Source organism: Psychrobacter sp. N25K4-3-2, assembly GCF_015351755.1.
GTDB lineage: Bacteria > Pseudomonadota > Gammaproteobacteria > Pseudomonadales > Moraxellaceae > Psychrobacter > Psychrobacter glaciei.
The window spans coordinates 459385-475718 of the sequence record NZ_JADKLX010000002.1; the positions used below are offsets into that span (position 1 = coordinate 459385).

Here is a 16334-nt window from a genome sequence, read left to right on the forward strand (position 1 = left end):
GAATATTTAAACGCTTGTGTTATTAATAATGTATACACGCTTTTCTAATTTATTGCTCTTATTTAAAGCTATATTTAAAACGATAGTTAAAATAGTCCCAACGATATCGTATAATCCCTTATTTTAAGCGCTATTAAACGCTACTCTCTTCTATGTTAGAGAAGAATCGCAGCCGTTGACTGTCATAGCACCTATGTTGTACTTGCCCCATTTCACTTATTCATTTTATCTTTGAGTTATCTTATGTCTTTATTGCAAATTGCCGAACCTAATCAAAGTGCCCAACCCCATCAGCATCGTTTTGGCCTAGGGATTGATCTTGGTACCACGCGCTCATTGGTCGCTGTGGTGCGCTCAGGCAAGGCGCAAGTGTTAGAAGCAGGCGCAGCTAACGATACTCTATTACCTTCTGTGGTCTACTATCCAAGCACAGGCAACCCGCTTGTCGGCTACGATGCCCTAGCCCACTTGGCGGATGATCCAAAAAATACGATCGTCTCGGCTAAGCGCTTTATGGGTCGTAGCCAAGCTGATATCAAATTCTCTCATCCTTATGAATTAAGTGGCAGCAAAGACGATATGCCAGCATTCGTGACTGCTCAAGGCGAAGTATCGCCTGTTGAGGTATCAGCGCGGATATTGGCAACGCTTGAACAACGTGCAGCCACTGCATTGCCTGCAGACAGTATTGAAGGTGCGGTGATTACCGTTCCCGCTTACTTCGATGAAGCTCAGCGTCAAGCGACCAAAGATGCCGCCCAAGCAGCTGGTATCAATGTGCTGCGTCTATTAAATGAGCCTACCGCTGCGGCAGTCGCCTATGGTCTCGACCAAGCTACGCAAAATGGTGATAAAGAAAGCTATTATTTAATTTACGATCTGGGTGGTGGTACTTTTGACGTTTCTATCTTGAAGCTAAATGATGGCGTTTTTGAAGTATTGGCAACTGGCGGTAACAGTGCGTTAGGTGGTGATGATATCGATCGTCTGATAACCAATTGGCTTATCAAACAATTAAACATCGATCCTAAAGATGTGAGTCGTCATGACAAGTCAATACTGGCGCAACAAGCAAAAGCTTATAAGCAGGCATTGACTGACGATCAACAAGTTGATATCGATATCACTGTGAATGAGCAGGCTTATCAAGGTGTGTTGCGCCGTGAAGATTTGCTGGCTATTACAGAACCTGTTAGCCGCCGCACGATAAGCGTCTGCGAACAAGTGCTACGTGATGCCAAGCTATCTACCTCAGACCTAGATGAAGTTATCTTAGTCGGTGGCTCTACTCGTATGCCTGCTGTGCAGCAAGTTGTCACTGAATTTTTTGCCAAGCAGCCGCTGTGTCGTCTGAATCCAGATGAAGTGGTTGCTTTGGGTGCAGCACAGACAGCGCATCAGTTGGTCAACGGTGATAGCGACAATAACTTATTATTGTTAGACGTAACGCCATTATCGCTCGGTCTTGAGACCATGGGCGGCTTAGTTGAAGTACTGATTCCACGTAATACGCCTATCCCCGTCAAAAAACGCCAAGTATTTACCACGTATCAAGATGGTCAAACAGGCATGGTGATTCATGTGGTACAAGGTGAGCGCGAGACGGTGGACAACTGCCGCTCATTGGGACGTTTTGAGTTATATGGCATTCCATCGATGAAAGCTGGGTTTGCCCGTATCGAAGTGACCTTTAGTATTGATGCCAATGGTCAGCTAACTGTCAGTGCGCAAGAGACCACCACCAAAACAGAAAGTAAGATTGAGATTGTGCCTTCTTATGGTTTATCTGACGAGCAAAAAGAGCAATTACTGGTGGCTGGATTTAAGTACGCTGAAGAAGATAAAAACGCACGCTCTCTAATCGAAACCAAAGTAGAAGCGGAGCGTGAAGTACTCGCTCTACAATCTGCACTCAATGAGTTTTCAGCATTACTATCCTCTGAAGAACAAAGCATTTTAGCAGAGCAAATCAAAGCTCTAGCAGCCGCACTCGACACTAATGACTTGAGCTTTATCGAAACTAAGCAGGCTCAGCTCAAGCCTCATAGCGATGCCTTTGCTGCCAGTATTATGAATCAAAGCGTCAAAGCCAGCATGGCAGGTACGAATGCCCAAGATTGGTAGCAGATACGTTTAAGAATGCGGCTTAGCGATCATACTAAGCTCATCTCTTATATTTTTATTTTTTTAATTGATTAGCACTGGAAAGACGATTTATGCCAAAAATTACCGTATTACCGCATCATGAAATTTGCCCTGAAGGCGCCGAAGTCGAGCTAGAAGCTGGTAGCAACCTATGTAAGGCGCTAATAGAAAAAGGCATTAAAATTGAACATGCATGTGAGATGTCAAAAGCTTGCACTACGTGTCATGTGGTCGTTCGCAAAGGCTTTAATAGTTTAGATGAGATGGACGACATTGAGGCCGATTTATTAGATCGTGCTTGGGGCTTAGAGCCTGACTCACGCCTATCTTGTCAGGTTATGCTCGATGATGAGGATTTAACCATCGAGGTTCCTAAATATACGCTCAACCATGCCAAAGAAAACCATTAAACAACCTATCTTACTGTTATGTTAAAAAAGCCAGCTATCGTCATGATAGCTGGCTTTTTTGTGCTTAATATTATAGATATTGCTTTTAGACGATTATTTATGACCATTATTGTCACGTTTGCATTCTGCTGCTATATCAGTTGCCAACTTTTCTTCCTCTTGTTCAACCCGCTCAAGCGCAAAATTTAAGCGCGCCCTGATATCTTGATAATCATTATCTTTCATATCTTTAAAGTTCAAATGCAAGTTGAAACCTGGCAGCGTGTGATCAACCCATTTAGAGAGATGACCCTTATCGGCATCAGGATCAAGCACTTGCCAAGCATTTACTTGATCATCAAAGCCTTTTAGCTGAAATGCACCAGCGTGCTGACACTCATAATTATGGCAGACGTAGTCGTAGGTACTCTCACTAACTAATATTTCATCTTTACCAGCACTCGCTTCAAGTCTGGCTGCTAAATTGGCCTCTTTACCGATCAAGGTATAGCTGAGACGATTGTTGCTGCCAAAATTACCAACATGGCAGTAACCTGTCGTAATTCCAATGCGTATGTACAGTCCTTCAAAACCCATGAGCCGCCATTTTTGTCTTAAAGTGCGCATCTCACGACGCATATCTATCGCCATTGCGATACAGTCTAGCGCGTCTTGGCGAGCACCGCGGCTCTTTGGTTCACCAAAAAAACACACCATGCCATCGCCAATGAACTTATCAAGCACGGCGCCATGTTTATTGGCTATTAAAGTCATACAGTGCATATAGGTATTTAAAATGTCAGCCAAATTATCAGCGCTCAAACTATCGGACAATTCGGTAAAACCAACGATGTCTGAGAACATAATCGTCAGCTTAGCACGCTTATTAGAAACGATGACTGGGCTATCAGATTTGACGATGGGTTCCCAAATTTGCGGCGGGATGAAGCGTGTTAACTTATTAATAACGGAGACCATCCTGCTTAGACGCCCAACTGCCTGATTAGCACGCGTTTCATAACCGAGATATTCTTGATACATATACTGAAACTGACACAGAATAACCGCCATACTTGCCAATAACACGATTGGTGTTGTCCAGCCTTCATAACAATCTATCTCAGCTATGGCCAAAGTGACACTAACATAATAAAAAACAATGACCGTTATGATTGAGCTGGCGATCAGCTTTAAATTATTTTCAGAGCCACTAATGATAATTCTAAGACCTATGAGCGCAGCTAAACTCAGCGAAATAATGATGCAGAACTGTACTGATCCGATGACCGCAGACAATAAAATAATGACAATATTAGACGTCCAAAAACTTTTTGGGCGACGATAATTGTAGATTAGTATCATTAAGCTTGGCAGACAAACAATAACAAGAAGTGCCATTGAGGTAGATCTAAAATCAAAATGTAACGCGAGGAGTATGACCGTGAGAATTAAGACGAAGACTTCTGGATAGTCAAATCGATATACCCCTTCATTTTTTGAAGGGCGATTTGGTCTCAGCGTGTCTAAAAAAGGCATATAAAGTGTTCGCTTAAGCAAAACAGATGGTTGGAAAGACTAAAAGTCTACGAAGATAGCACAGGTGCATCAACTACCTCTATTATCAAGTCGGATATTAATCAGTTATCACTATATTATAATTGATATTATACTTTTTAAGTATGTTAAAAACTATGTCATATATAACCAAAAGTATACCACCTATCACTTATTTTACCTTGAATCTATTTTAAATCGGAATTACGGTACTTATTTTGCCGACGATGCTTGATCAGCCAACCGATGATAATTATGACAGCCAGTATACCAAACCCTTTAGAGTAAGGGGCCAATACGCCTTCGATGACCTCATAGTTCTGTCCGAGATAATATCCCGCTAACGTTAATACGGTAGTCCAAATACTGGCACCTAACGCTGTCAATACTAAAAAAGGCAATAGCGGCATCTTGTTCATGCCAGCAGGTATAGAGATGAGCGAGCGAACGCCGGGCACCATACGCCCAAAGAACACGGCTGTTTTGCCGTGTTTATCGAACCAATCATTTGCAGAGATAACGTCATCGGGTTTAACGAAAACGTATTTGCCATATTTTTGGGTAAACGCGACCAAACGTTCTTTATCAAATACACGGCCTAAATAATATAAGGGCAACGCGCCCAGTGAGGCACCTAGTGTACCGGCAACAATAACCAGCATTAAATTTAAGTCGCCTTTTGACGCGGCAAAACCGGCCGCTGGCATAATGAGTTCAGAAGGTATGGGCGGGAAGACGTTTTCGGCAAACATGGCAAACACAATACCAAAGTAGCCAAACTTTGCCATAATACTGAGTACCCATTCGCTGATTTGATTCATAATGACTGCCTCCCCTTATTAAAACTATAGACGATTTATTTTTCTAATTTTGATTAGGGTCTGTTTTATGCTATTTATAGCACTTGCACTATGGCAACGATTAGACAAACCCTATGACCAGTAATTCGCCTATTTCAATGACTTCCAGATGGATCTCCTTAGCGTGCGCGTTAGGGGTCTTTGCTCTTTTGTACTCATTGACTAATATCTATGCGCAAACACTTTTTTATGATACTCAGTTTTATGCTACTCAGCTTTCTAAGCTAAGTAGCATTAACCATGTATGGCCTAAGAAAGTTCATATACTAGCCATACCGATTGACACAGCCATTCCCTTTATTGCGCTGATGATTGTGCCTTATAGCTGGTCCATCATGCTGTTTTGCGCCAGTTTTTTCATGGTAAAAACGCCAGCACAGCTCTCATTATTAACGCGCAAGTTAATCCTAGCTACCCTTTTTGCTTGTTTTATCTTTTATGTGTTTCCCGCCAAATTCACTTTTGAGCGCCCTACAGTTTTGGGCTGGACACACTATGGCTATCAGTTTTTGCATATAACAGACAAACCTTTTAATCAGTTCCCTTCCTTGCATGTGACATATGCTGTATTACTAGGGACGTCATTATGGCAACTTTCAAAATCTGCGCTCTATCGCCTGACGCTCTTCTGTATCTGTAGTCTCATCATCATATCCACCGTTCTAACTTACCAGCATCATCTACTAGATATTGCTGGTGGGTTGTTACTGGCAACGTTGATACTGGTAATAACCAATAAGCTGCAAAACAATTTGGTTTTGAAGTATCTGACAGTGGCGATATCAGGATTTTTAATCCTATCGATAGCAGGGTTTATGCTCAATAGAAGCATGACCTCTATCACTTTTGCAGGGTTATGTCATTTAATCGCCACGTATTGGATGTTAAGTTTTTTTGTCTTAGCTTGGGCTTATCAATATTCCAATCAACCTCGCGACAAACGTTGGTTTGCAAAGGATGAGCAAGGGCGCTTGCTCCTATCTACTTGGCTGACGTTTGCACCCTTACTATTAGGCTACCGGCTGATGTGGTATGTCGGGCAACGGTATCAGCTCACTCAACATACAAAATCAGATTGTGGCTCATTGAACCATACTGATAGATGTCCAACACATAAAATAGCAGACTCTATATATGCAGTTGCTACCCCAAAATTATTTGGCTTATCTAAAATGAGCGATGGGCATTATTCATACTTTTCTAAATTTACGATGATTATTGTGGTTGACTCGGCTGTAGAGACCAACAGTCATAGTTTGAGTTTAAAACAAGCATTACATGCCCACCATACTTACGCGCAAGCACAAAGATTAGGCGCTGGTCATTTAGATGTCAGTAATTTAGACGTTAATCATGACAGCTCATTATCCTGCGATTTTCATCCATCATTTGCTGCTGTTCAGATGAGATATCTTTATTTTCCACTATTAGACTTACAGTCGTTAAGAGAGGTTGATACTCAACACTTTATCCATTTATTTAAACAGATAGACACATTAACAGCCATTGATATAGCGACTAATATCACGAAAAAACAGCTGCCTAGCAAAACAATCCTGATCAACTTCCAATGCGTAATGGGACTATCCCGTAGCGTCGCCCTGCACGCTTTATATCTGATATATCGAGGACATCTGACTACCGATAATTACGTTACTTGGATCAACGAGCAGTATCCAAAAGCGCATATCAATGACGATTATCTACCTAAGTCGCTCGTTGACAAGGTTGGGGGCTTGGCTAAAAATACTTGAACAAGCATTAAGAAAATATCATCAATATATAAATTCTCTTTTTTTGAAGCATACTGTTGCGAGTGCGCAAGCAATTGTCAGTGACAGCAGCATCGATACCAAGGTATGACTAAAAAAATGGTCGCCAAAGAGCATTTTGTACCCTCCCATCGTCCACCCTAAGACAGTGACTGTCTCAAAGATTCTATATCGATATTGTCGTAGCGTCGGTAAAAACGCCAAGCCATATAAAGAAAATCCTGCGCTAGCATGCGCTGCTGGAAAACACTTGGCGGGTGTCATAGCCACTATGTTTTGCCAAAGATTAAGGTATGGTAAGTCACCGTTAAAAACCATCAAGTGATTGGGGCAACTGACATGGGTCATGCCTTTGAGCACAGCAATGGTAGTCGGCACCATAATCAATACGCTCAAAAGATAACTTATCTCACGCACCGATAAGGGAGTAAGTAATCTATCAAATTTTGATTTATTAAGCAGAGAGGTTGTACTCAAGGGCTGTCTATACTTGATGATTAACACGGTTATTAAATAAACGCCGAGCAAAATCAGCAATAATTTAGGTAAATCATAAAAGATAAACGCGTAAGGCTGCGCACCTTTATCTATCAGCCATCGACCATTTGCATAGAAAAGCTCACTGATACGAAGGTCCAATTGGCTATGCTCAAATGTCAGTGTCGCAATGAGGGTTAGGCACAAGAGTTTGAGCCAAACCCAATCAGTGGAATTGGTTTTTACAGTCATTGATACACCCAAAAGATAGGATTCACAAGAAAGTGCTAGATAGCGCTATCAGCCATAGCAGGGTCAAAAGCAATAATGCCAAAAATTGTGCAGCAGAACCGACATCTTTGGCTATTTTGGCAAGTGGATGCTGCTCTGTCGAAGCATGGTCAACACTGGCTTCGATACCCGTATTAAATAACTCAACGATCAATGACAAGAAAGAGGCGACTATCAGCAGCATTTTTATGCTGAGATCAAAAGGCGTGAAGATGAGTGCCATGAGTAAGGCAAAGTTGAGCCACAAAACCTGTCTAAAGGCCGCCTCAAATTGGTAAGCTGCTTTAAAACCATCTATAGAGTAACTGGTGGCTTTGACGATACGGGCAAGACCTTTTTTACCTTTCGCGTCACTGGCATAACTATCAATTGCAAGTAATGGGATAGGAACCGGTTGGCCAATAGGCTCAAAATCGGGCTTTTTATAGTCAAAGTGAGAGGGTGTGACTTTGCTCATATTGAATCCTTTATACTCATGAATAGTAGGATATGCTGCAAGTTTTAAGTATAAGATAGCAAAGGTTAAGACAACGTTAAGAAAGCATTAAAAAGTTATGGACATTTTTTAATGCTTCGCACTGATGAGCGCTATTGATAATAAATACTAAACGTACTACCACCACTGTCATTGGGGTGATGGGTTAACTGCCAGCCCATATGAGTCATAATACGATGTACGATACTGAGCCCTAGCCCCGTACCTTCTACTTTATAAACAGAATGAAAGTTAGGTGATAGATCTTTATCCATTTGATTATCGGTATCACTGTGATTTAGACGCTCAAATCTTTCATAAAGCAGAGGCATCATAACTTCAGGAATACCCAGACCAGTGTCCATCACCGTTATTTTTTTAGCATCGATAGTGACAATGACTTCTCCATCATCCGTATACTGAAACGCATTTTTGATCAAATTACCCAACGCCATCTTAAGTAACTCAGGTCGCACATAGGCAGTGTATTCTTGTTCTGCCACCACTGTGCAGGTCACTGTTTTATAACGCAGCAAATACTTTAAACGTTCAATTTCATTGGCTACAATGCTATTAATGGATGTTAGCGGCGCATCCAATTCTTCAGGCGCACGCGAAAGCAATAGTAAAGCCGTGATAATTTCAGAGGTCTCTTTGGCAGTATTGCTGATACGATTGGTAAATTCACTCAAGCGGCTGTCATGTTCTAACTGTGAGGCCAACACTTCAGACGCGCCCATAATGATTGTCAATGGTGTGCGTAGCTCGTGGCTGACATCACCTGTGAACAGCTGCTCACGTTTTAGATACTGCTCCAGTTTATGGTTTTTTTCATCAATCGCTCGAGCCAACACTCCGACTTCCGACGGCAAATGGGTCAACTCTGTCAAGTTACGATGGTCTGTTTCCACTGCCCGCTTTAAAGCCAGTAAAGGCTTGATGATTTGCTTGGAAGACAATTGAGAAAAGACAATAGCAATCAATAAACTTAAAATGACAGCAGCTTTCAAGGCAGCCGCAAATATGTCCTCTAAATGCTCAAAGATTGCCAAAACAGGATAATTTTCCATCACCATATCGGTGTTTTCTAGATAGGTTAAAATGTAATTTTGTTGGTCGCGGTGATAGTGAAAGAAATGCAGTTCAGTGTTCGTTTTGTCTGCGCCCGTATCAACAGTGACAGAAATCTCTTGCACCGTTTCAGTCGCTAGGGCTTTTAAATTCTCAGGTGCACTATCATAACGATAAATTTTAATCCCTGGTTCTGCCGTATAAATCGTCTGCTCACCATACTCTTTCTGACTGAGCTCTAGCTGCTGTAACAGACGAGCTTTAACCAAATCCTGCTCTATTCGCATTTCGGCATACAAAAAAATACTGACAAAAGTGGCGCACAGTAACAAGGCAAATAAGAGGTAGGACACACGAAACTTATTGGCTATAGAATCTATATTAAACATGGCATGGGCTTACTTGATAGTAGCAGAAGATAAGTATAGGTTATCAGGGATATAAATACGCCCGACCAGTTTATCGTTATTGACCGTTAAATGGCTCACAAAATGATCTGCGAGACAAGTTACGACAAATTATCAGGGTCGACGATCTGATAGCCAACGCCTGGTATGGTCATTATCATCGGTTGAGCAAATGGTTTATCGACCTGTGCCCTTACGCTATGAAGATGAGTGCGCAAAGCATCACTACTTGGGATATCTCGTCCCCAAACTTTTTCCTCAAGCTCCGTTTTGCTGACCACTCTAGGAGCGGCGCTCATCAGTGCGGCGAGTATCTTGAACCCAGTTGGGGTCAGTTTTAAAAAGATGCCCTCGCGCTGAATAGTGTGCTCATCTGTATTTAGAGACAGTTTACCGACCTCTATACTATGCCGAAAGTGCTCATCTTGATGGCGGCGTATGAGCGCTTTGATACGGGCTTCGAGCTCCACCAATGAGAAGGGTTTGACCAGATAATCATCAGCACCACTATCGAATCCTGCAACTTTATCCAAGATCGTATCGCGAGCCGTCAGCATCAATACCGGCGTCTTATCATGCAACTCTTCTCTGAGCTTCTTACACAATTGAGTGCCATCCATACCAGGGAGCATCACATCCAATAATATAACGTCATAACGATTGGTTGATGCCAAGGTCAAACCACTATAACCATTGTGAGCGTTGTCGAGCTCAAAACCTTTTGGCTCAAAAAACGCATAGATATTGGCAACGATATCGGGATTGTCTTCAATAATAAGTATCTTGTACATGGCTATGACTACCTAAAGATGATTGCCTAAATATGACTGCCTAAAAACGCTTATCTATCATAAATAAGCGTTTAATTGGCGACCTTAAAAAAAGTAGGCGCTGAGGCTACCTCGTCGGTGGTGATATCAAAAAAGCTTAGTAAAGTTGGCGTGATAAAGTCATGTGATACTGGCTGAGTGCTCATACTCGTGAGACTCTCGCTACTGATACGGTTACTCGCAGGCGACCAAACAATCAACGGCACTTGCTTTTGCGCATTCGGCGCAATGCTGTACGGCAGTCCATGTAAGTAGATATTGTTCTCACCCAGACTTTCTCCATGATCGCTAATATATACCATCACCACCTCATAGTCTTGTTGATAAGGCTTCAATGTTTCAATAACATTATTTAAGAAATAATCAGTATAGCCAATCGCATTGTCGTAACCATTGATGACCGACTGCGCATCACATTTGGACAGCTCATTGGTCATACAAACTGGCTGAAATTTTTCAAAGGCTTTAGGATAACGTTTGTAATAAGCGGGGCCATGATTGCCCATTTGATGCAGTATAACCAAAGTGTCTTTTTGGCTAGAGTCCGACTTAACCATTTTATCAAAGCCATCCAACATGCCAATATCTCGGCATTCGCTATCACAATTGGGATTCTTATCCGGCGTTTTGTAATCCTCAAACACCACTCGATCTGCCACGCCTTTAGAGCTAGAGTTATTGTCTCGCCAAATGACCTTGACGCCTTGTTTACTTAGCGTATCCAACACATTTTCATTATAGGCAGCGGTATCTACATCGTAGTCACTTTGGTTTGCATAGCTGAACATACAAGGGACTGAATAAGCGGTAGAGGTGCCACAGGCCGTTACATTCTTAAAGCTATAGATATCCGCTTGCTTGGCGAGCAGTGGCGTAGTGTTGCGTGTATAGCCGTTCAAGCCAATGTGGTCAGCACGCACGGTTTCTCCGACCACAAAGACCATCAGCTTAGGTTTTGCAGTGCTATTCACAGCTGCGCTACGCTTGGCATCTGCTGCATGAAGTATCAGCGTATCAGGGCGTTGCCGTTCAGCTATATAATCCGTTCCTAGTTTTACGACAGAATAAATGGGCGTGATTGGGTTGCTATAATAACGGACTTCTTTATGCTGACGAAAAAAGCTGGCGTACTGATCGCCAAAAGGTATCAGGCAAAGCGCAATCAGCGCAATAGAGGCAACTAAGGTTGCGGTCTTTTGAAGTATTGCGCGTTGCCAAGAGAGGCGCTTTAAACGAATTTTGCTAATAATAAATGCTGGAATGATGCCTAATAATACCACTCTAATCGCAAAGCTTGGTGCCATTAGATCCATAGCCTCAGCTTGATCGGTTTGTAAGCTATTGATAAGCATATTACGATCAAAAATCGTGCCGTAAGCATCGGTAAAATAACCACAAACCGCTGCCACCAGCACCATGGTAATCAACACTGCTTTTGCCGTTGAACGATAACAAAGCAGCTGAAGTATTAGCCACAGCAAACCAAACAACAAGCCCACCAGTGAAAGAATGAACCCCGCATTTGTATCAAGTGGGTAGATATTTAGGACTTGCGCAAAAAAACTAATATTAGCGGTAGTGACTAAATATAGTGCAGTAATGACGATAAGTACATTAACATTCAGCTCAAAATGATAGCGTTTGCTAATAGCATATTTTCTATCATGAACTTTGGTAAAGCTAGCACTAAGCGCTTGAGATATTGACATACAAATACTTCTCAACAGAATGAGTGAAGACCCAATTCATTAAAGTAACAAGTACCTTGTTAAGAAGGCGTTAAGCTGCTTGAATTAAAAAAATACTTTAAATGACAATGAGAAATTTAGGATGTTAGAAAATGAGTCATGCGCTATTCACTGGGATCAGCGCCGGGTGGAAAGTCATGGCGCAGCTGCGTGACATTAGCAGTGGTGACCGTGTCCGTATAGTTGTTCAAATCGCTATGCACATACTGAGTGACGGCAGCTATTTGCTGATCGGTCATCATGCTATGAAAAGAAGGCATACCACGTAGACCATTCATGACGACGCTAATAATATAATACTTTGACTCCATCTTAGTATTATCCGCTAGCGGTGGATAGTAGCCTGCTCCTTGTGCGCCCTCGCCTTTTTGCATATGGCAACCTGCACAAGAATCCTCATAAAGCTTTTTACCATCAGTAGAAAAAAAACCGCTTTTACCTTGTGAGCTACCTTCAAATTTGGTGAGCCATTTTTGCAAGCCGGCATCTTCGCTCATTTTTGGTATCGAATTGACATCAACGATATTTTTGGAGGATCTGGTCAGCGCTTCTTTGGACATATAAACCGCGCCCCACGCCCCGTTATTGCGGCTGGCTTGATCGTCAAATATCATAGGGCTGGATTGTTGACTGGCAATAGTGACCGCATTATCATTACTATATTGACTACAGCCTGACACGGTAAATGTGCCTACCAACGTTAATAATATGACTGTCTTATATGAAATAAACGGTTTAAGACCGTTAAAAGAGCGTGGTTTTATCATGTTTATGATCACCTTTATAATCGTTACTATATAGCTGTTACTATACGATCGTTACTATGCTGGCCAAAATAGGCATACTAGCCAAGTTTTTTGGCCTTTTGGTGTAAGCGTTTGGCCGCGTCCATCCCCGATAATATGGCCCCTTCTTGCCAAGCCGGAATGTGTGAGCAATGCTCGCCTGCCAATACAATCCGATGATCAATGCTGCAAAGCGTATCGTAGTATTGCTCACGGCTCGATTCACTCCAAATACCATAACAACCAAGCGACCACGGGATACGATGCCAAGCGACTGACGTACCTGAACGAAACTCTTTGGGATATTGCGGATGAATACGCTTGCCGTATTCTAATGCCGCCTTGATGCGCTCTTTTGGCGTTAAAGAATTGAATTTATAAGAACTTTCACCAAAACCATACGCGCCTAATAGCACGCCAGATCCTGTGGTGAATAAGTCCTGCGATGGATAAGAGATTTGGGTAATAGGCAAATCCGTATAAGTGATGCCACCATAGATCCATTCATCTTCCTCCCAAAACCGCCGTTTGAACTCCAAACCAACTTTATAAGAGCTGTCATAAGGGACGGCTGCCATCGCTTGCTTCATTGGTTCTGAGACATTGATGTCAATTTGGGTTAATACTGACAGCGGAATAGTACAGATACACCAATCGGCACGAACGCTTTTGACGCTACCCTCTGGGTTATTGCTTGCAGAATTGGTGCTATCGATATAATCAACAGTTACCCCTGTCTCATCTTGATTGATTTTGGTGACTTTGGCATTAAACTTGATCATATCGCGGCATTCACGTGTGAAAGCATCGCCTATTTTGCCCATACCTCCGACAGGTTGAAACATTGCTGGTTGATGCACGTAAACGGTGTAATTAGCATAGAGATCAGACCACATCCCTGAGTCTAATAATTTTTTCATTGGGATTGGTGTCGATGGTTTAGCGTCAGGCATCAGACCGCCACCCGGATAGACACTATAGCCGCGATGTTTGCTGGTTTCATGGCTTTTGACGTAGCGATAGCTATTATCAAGAACGCCCCAACCTTTCAAACCTTCTAGTAACTTTTCTTTATCTTCTTTGGTGACCGTATCATCTAAGCTACCTTTATTGACTGCTTTAGATAGTAACTCTGACACGTAGCCACGGATATCGCTTTGTACTTCGCCTAAGCGCTGCGGTGCACCATTGAAATGGTTAGTACGATGCAGATAAGCACGATCATTGGTTTGGATAAAGGGCTGCAATGCGACATTAAATTTTTTGCAATAATGGAATACCGCATAGTGATGTACGGGCAATCGCCACGGTCCACCATTAAAGTAATTGCCTTTTTCAAAGTCGCAAGTCACCTCCTCACCGCCAAGCTCAGTATATTTATCGCCACTATTTAGCGTCCAACTGCGCCCACCACCACGATTTTGGTATTCAAGCACAGTGACTTTATAGCCTGCTTTACGTAACTCATAAGCTGCTGTAAGCCCGCTCAACCCTGCTCCCAAAATAACGATGCTCGCGCCAGCAGGAGCACCCTTGAGATCTATTTCTTGCTTAAAACTCGACTCGGATGCAAACCCTAATGTGGTCATCGCCTGATACATGGCAGTCGCGCCAGCAGTCTTACCGATCATTGAAAGCAATTGTCGCCGTGTAGGGGAATGCAATAAATCGTTCATTTAATTATCCTTGGCACACTTCGTTTTTATAGTAGGGTCTGTTGAACATTCAAATGTGGTACTGGCAGTGGCTATTTTTTAGACAATACGCAGTGAAATTTTTGACGCCTAGTCATTCTAGGTTAGACAATTTCGCCATGTATTGGCAAAAAATAGCCCTGCCCTGAAAGGCTGATGCTAGAATCACCCCAAACGTTGTTGTAAACCTAGCTAAGGTCTCGACATTATCGTCGGTTTACGCCTAGTTTGGGAAGATTTTAGCGATCAGCAGTCCTAATATTTGAATATTCAACAGACCCTAATCAAACAAGCAAATTTTTAGATTCAATTCTTTAAATTTAAGGATGTGAGATTTAACTTTTTTCTTTGATTACACGTTTAACATCCACCGCACTGACTTCGCTACTCGGCAGACCACCGAAGTTGACTCGCACATAATTAGTGATACTAGCGATTTGTGCAGGGCTCAAGTCTTTCTCAAAACCTGGCATTTTTGGCGCAGTATTGAACGCACCTTTTGCCCCAAAAGCGATAACGCCGATCAACGCATCAGGTTTAGCACGGCGAATACTACTAAGACCGACGATAGAGGCATAACGAGCATCGGGCTGAGCGTAACCATCGACGCCATGGCAACCCCCGCAATGAGCAAGATACAGGGCTTTAGATGAGGATTCAGCTGAGGGTTTAGACGAATCGCTGCTACTAGTCTTAGAAGTATTCGTTTTTGCCTGTGCTAGATAGTCCTTTTGCTCTAGTAAATCATAAGTAATAGAGGAGCTGATGGGATTTGGTAGACGTGCAACATTAATTGGCAGCAGATAATCATCAGTCTTGATCGCAGGAATGACTTTTAGATAGTTAGCCATCGCGCTCAAATCTTCATCGGTGAGATAACGGGTACTATGTCCTACTGCTTCTGCCATAGGGCCGCCTGCATACGCACGTTTATCAATTTTTCCAGTACGCAAATAAGTCACAATATCACGTTCACTCCAACGCCCAATACCAGTGTCGTTATCAGGGGTAATATTAGGCGCAAACCATTTACCAAGCGGCGCACCAGAGAGATAACGATCTTTATCGAGACCTTGGGTGAGGTTGCGCGGCGTATGACAAGTGCCACAGTGCTCTAAATTATTCACCAGATATTCACCGCGCTGCTGCGTTGATGTCAGACCAGTACGGTTTTTAGTAGACGGCACATTGATGACATTCCACGCGAGCATTAAGCTACGAATATTTAAAGGAAAAGGCAGTTGCGTTGTTTTTTCAGGTGGTTTATCGACGACAGGAACTGTTTGGAAATAAGCAAATAAAGCGCTAATATCATCGTCCGTCATTCCATGATAGGACGGATACGGCATCGCTGGATAAAGTTGATGATTTGGCGCGCGACCTTTACGTAACGCTTTGGTAAAGTCAGCTTCCGTATAATTACCGATACCATACTGCGTAGAAGGCGTGATATTGGTTGAATAGATATTACCGATAGGCGTTTCGATAGGAACACCCCCACTATAATCCTCACGATGACAGGCCATACAGTCGGCTGTACGTGCGATATAAGCCCCGCGATTGGCTAAATTGTTATTGATTGGGCTAACATTAGGCAGGCTTATGCTGGGAGGTAAGCTGGATGGTGTCAGATTGCTATTAGCGATGCCTGTGCTGTCAGCAATGGCAACGTTAGAGGCTATGCTCAGCACGCTGAGAGCGAGTGTTGATATCATCATAGAAAGTGGCTTCATAATATCCTTATCATACCAGTCAATCATCCTTGATCACTTTTCAAAAGCTGTCTGCTCTTCACTAATAAATCCTACTAAAAACAGACTCTACTAAAATAAAACT

At 42.6% G+C, this 16334-nt stretch carries 13 protein-coding genes; 3 read left to right on the forward strand and 10 right to left on the reverse strand.

Translation table 11 applies throughout. The features are described 5' to 3' along the window. Positions 1-243 precede the first annotated feature (243 nt). Together hscA and fdx are read left to right on the forward strand one after the other, a co-directional pair. Positions 244-2124, forward strand: coding sequence for a Fe-S protein assembly chaperone HscA (hscA, locus tag IOD06_RS06930; protein ID WP_194620152.1), 1881 nt, complete (start codon positions 244-246; stop codon positions 2122-2124). Between the two features lie 92 nt (positions 2125-2216). Next, positions 2217-2555, forward strand: coding sequence for an ISC system 2Fe-2S type ferredoxin (gene fdx / locus IOD06_RS06935; RefSeq protein WP_010199366.1), 339 nt, complete (start codon positions 2217-2219; stop codon positions 2553-2555). A 93-nt stretch (positions 2556-2648) separates the two neighbouring features. On the opposite strand, the gene IOD06_RS06940 is transcribed toward fdx, so the two are convergent. Beyond that, positions 2649-3932, reverse strand: coding sequence for an adenylate/guanylate cyclase domain-containing protein (locus IOD06_RS06940; protein WP_227669942.1), 1284 nt, complete (start codon positions 3930-3932; stop codon positions 2649-2651). A 344-nt stretch (positions 3933-4276) separates the two neighbouring features. Next, positions 4277-4909, reverse strand: coding sequence for a DedA family protein (locus IOD06_RS06945; RefSeq protein WP_194620156.1), 633 nt, complete (start codon positions 4907-4909; stop codon positions 4277-4279). Positions 4910-5097: 188 nt separating this feature from the next. Between IOD06_RS06945 and IOD06_RS06950 the strand changes: the two genes are divergently transcribed. Then, positions 5098-6702: a phosphatase PAP2/dual specificity phosphatase family protein gene (locus IOD06_RS06950; protein WP_194620157.1), complete on the forward strand. Its 1605-nt coding sequence runs from the start codon at positions 5098-5100 to the stop codon at positions 6700-6702. A gap of 21 nt (positions 6703-6723) precedes the next feature. Here the strand turns inward: IOD06_RS06950 and IOD06_RS06955 are convergent, their stop codons facing one another. The 8 genes from IOD06_RS06955 to IOD06_RS06990 form a co-directional block, all read right to left on the reverse strand. Further along, positions 6724-7449, reverse strand: a complete 726-nt coding sequence (locus IOD06_RS06955; RefSeq protein WP_194620158.1) for a PAP2 family lipid A phosphatase — start codon at positions 7447-7449, stop codon at positions 6724-6726. A gap of 22 nt (positions 7450-7471) precedes the next feature. Then, positions 7472-7858, reverse strand: coding sequence for a diacylglycerol kinase (locus tag IOD06_RS06960; protein WP_201591853.1), 387 nt, complete (start codon positions 7856-7858; stop codon positions 7472-7474). A 218-nt stretch (positions 7859-8076) separates the two neighbouring features. Then, the gene (locus IOD06_RS06965) at positions 8077-9423 is read right to left on the reverse strand and encodes a HAMP domain-containing sensor histidine kinase (protein ID WP_194620159.1); all 1347 of its coding nucleotides are present in this window, start codon (positions 9421-9423) and stop codon (positions 8077-8079) included. 119 nt (positions 9424-9542) lie between these two features. Then, entirely contained in the window at positions 9543-10232 is a 690-nt protein-coding gene (locus IOD06_RS06970) for a response regulator transcription factor (RefSeq protein WP_194620160.1), read from the reverse strand. Positions 10233-10303: 71 nt separating this feature from the next. Then, positions 10304-11980, reverse strand: coding sequence for a phosphoethanolamine transferase (locus IOD06_RS06975; protein WP_227669944.1), 1677 nt, complete (start codon positions 11978-11980; stop codon positions 10304-10306). Positions 11981-12123: 143 nt separating this feature from the next. Then, positions 12124-12786 (reverse strand): cytochrome c, encoded by a 663-nt coding sequence (locus tag IOD06_RS06980; protein ID WP_194620161.1) that lies wholly within the window; start codon positions 12784-12786, stop codon positions 12124-12126. A gap of 77 nt (positions 12787-12863) precedes the next feature. After that, the gene (locus IOD06_RS06985) at positions 12864-14480 is read right to left on the reverse strand and encodes a flavin monoamine oxidase family protein (RefSeq protein WP_194620162.1); all 1617 of its coding nucleotides are present in this window, start codon (positions 14478-14480) and stop codon (positions 12864-12866) included. 353 nt (positions 14481-14833) lie between these two features. Next, a complete protein-coding gene (locus IOD06_RS06990; RefSeq protein WP_194620163.1) occupies positions 14834-16231 on the reverse strand; it encodes a cytochrome c in 1398 nt (465 codons plus the stop codon). Positions 16232-16334: the final 103 nt, after the last annotated feature.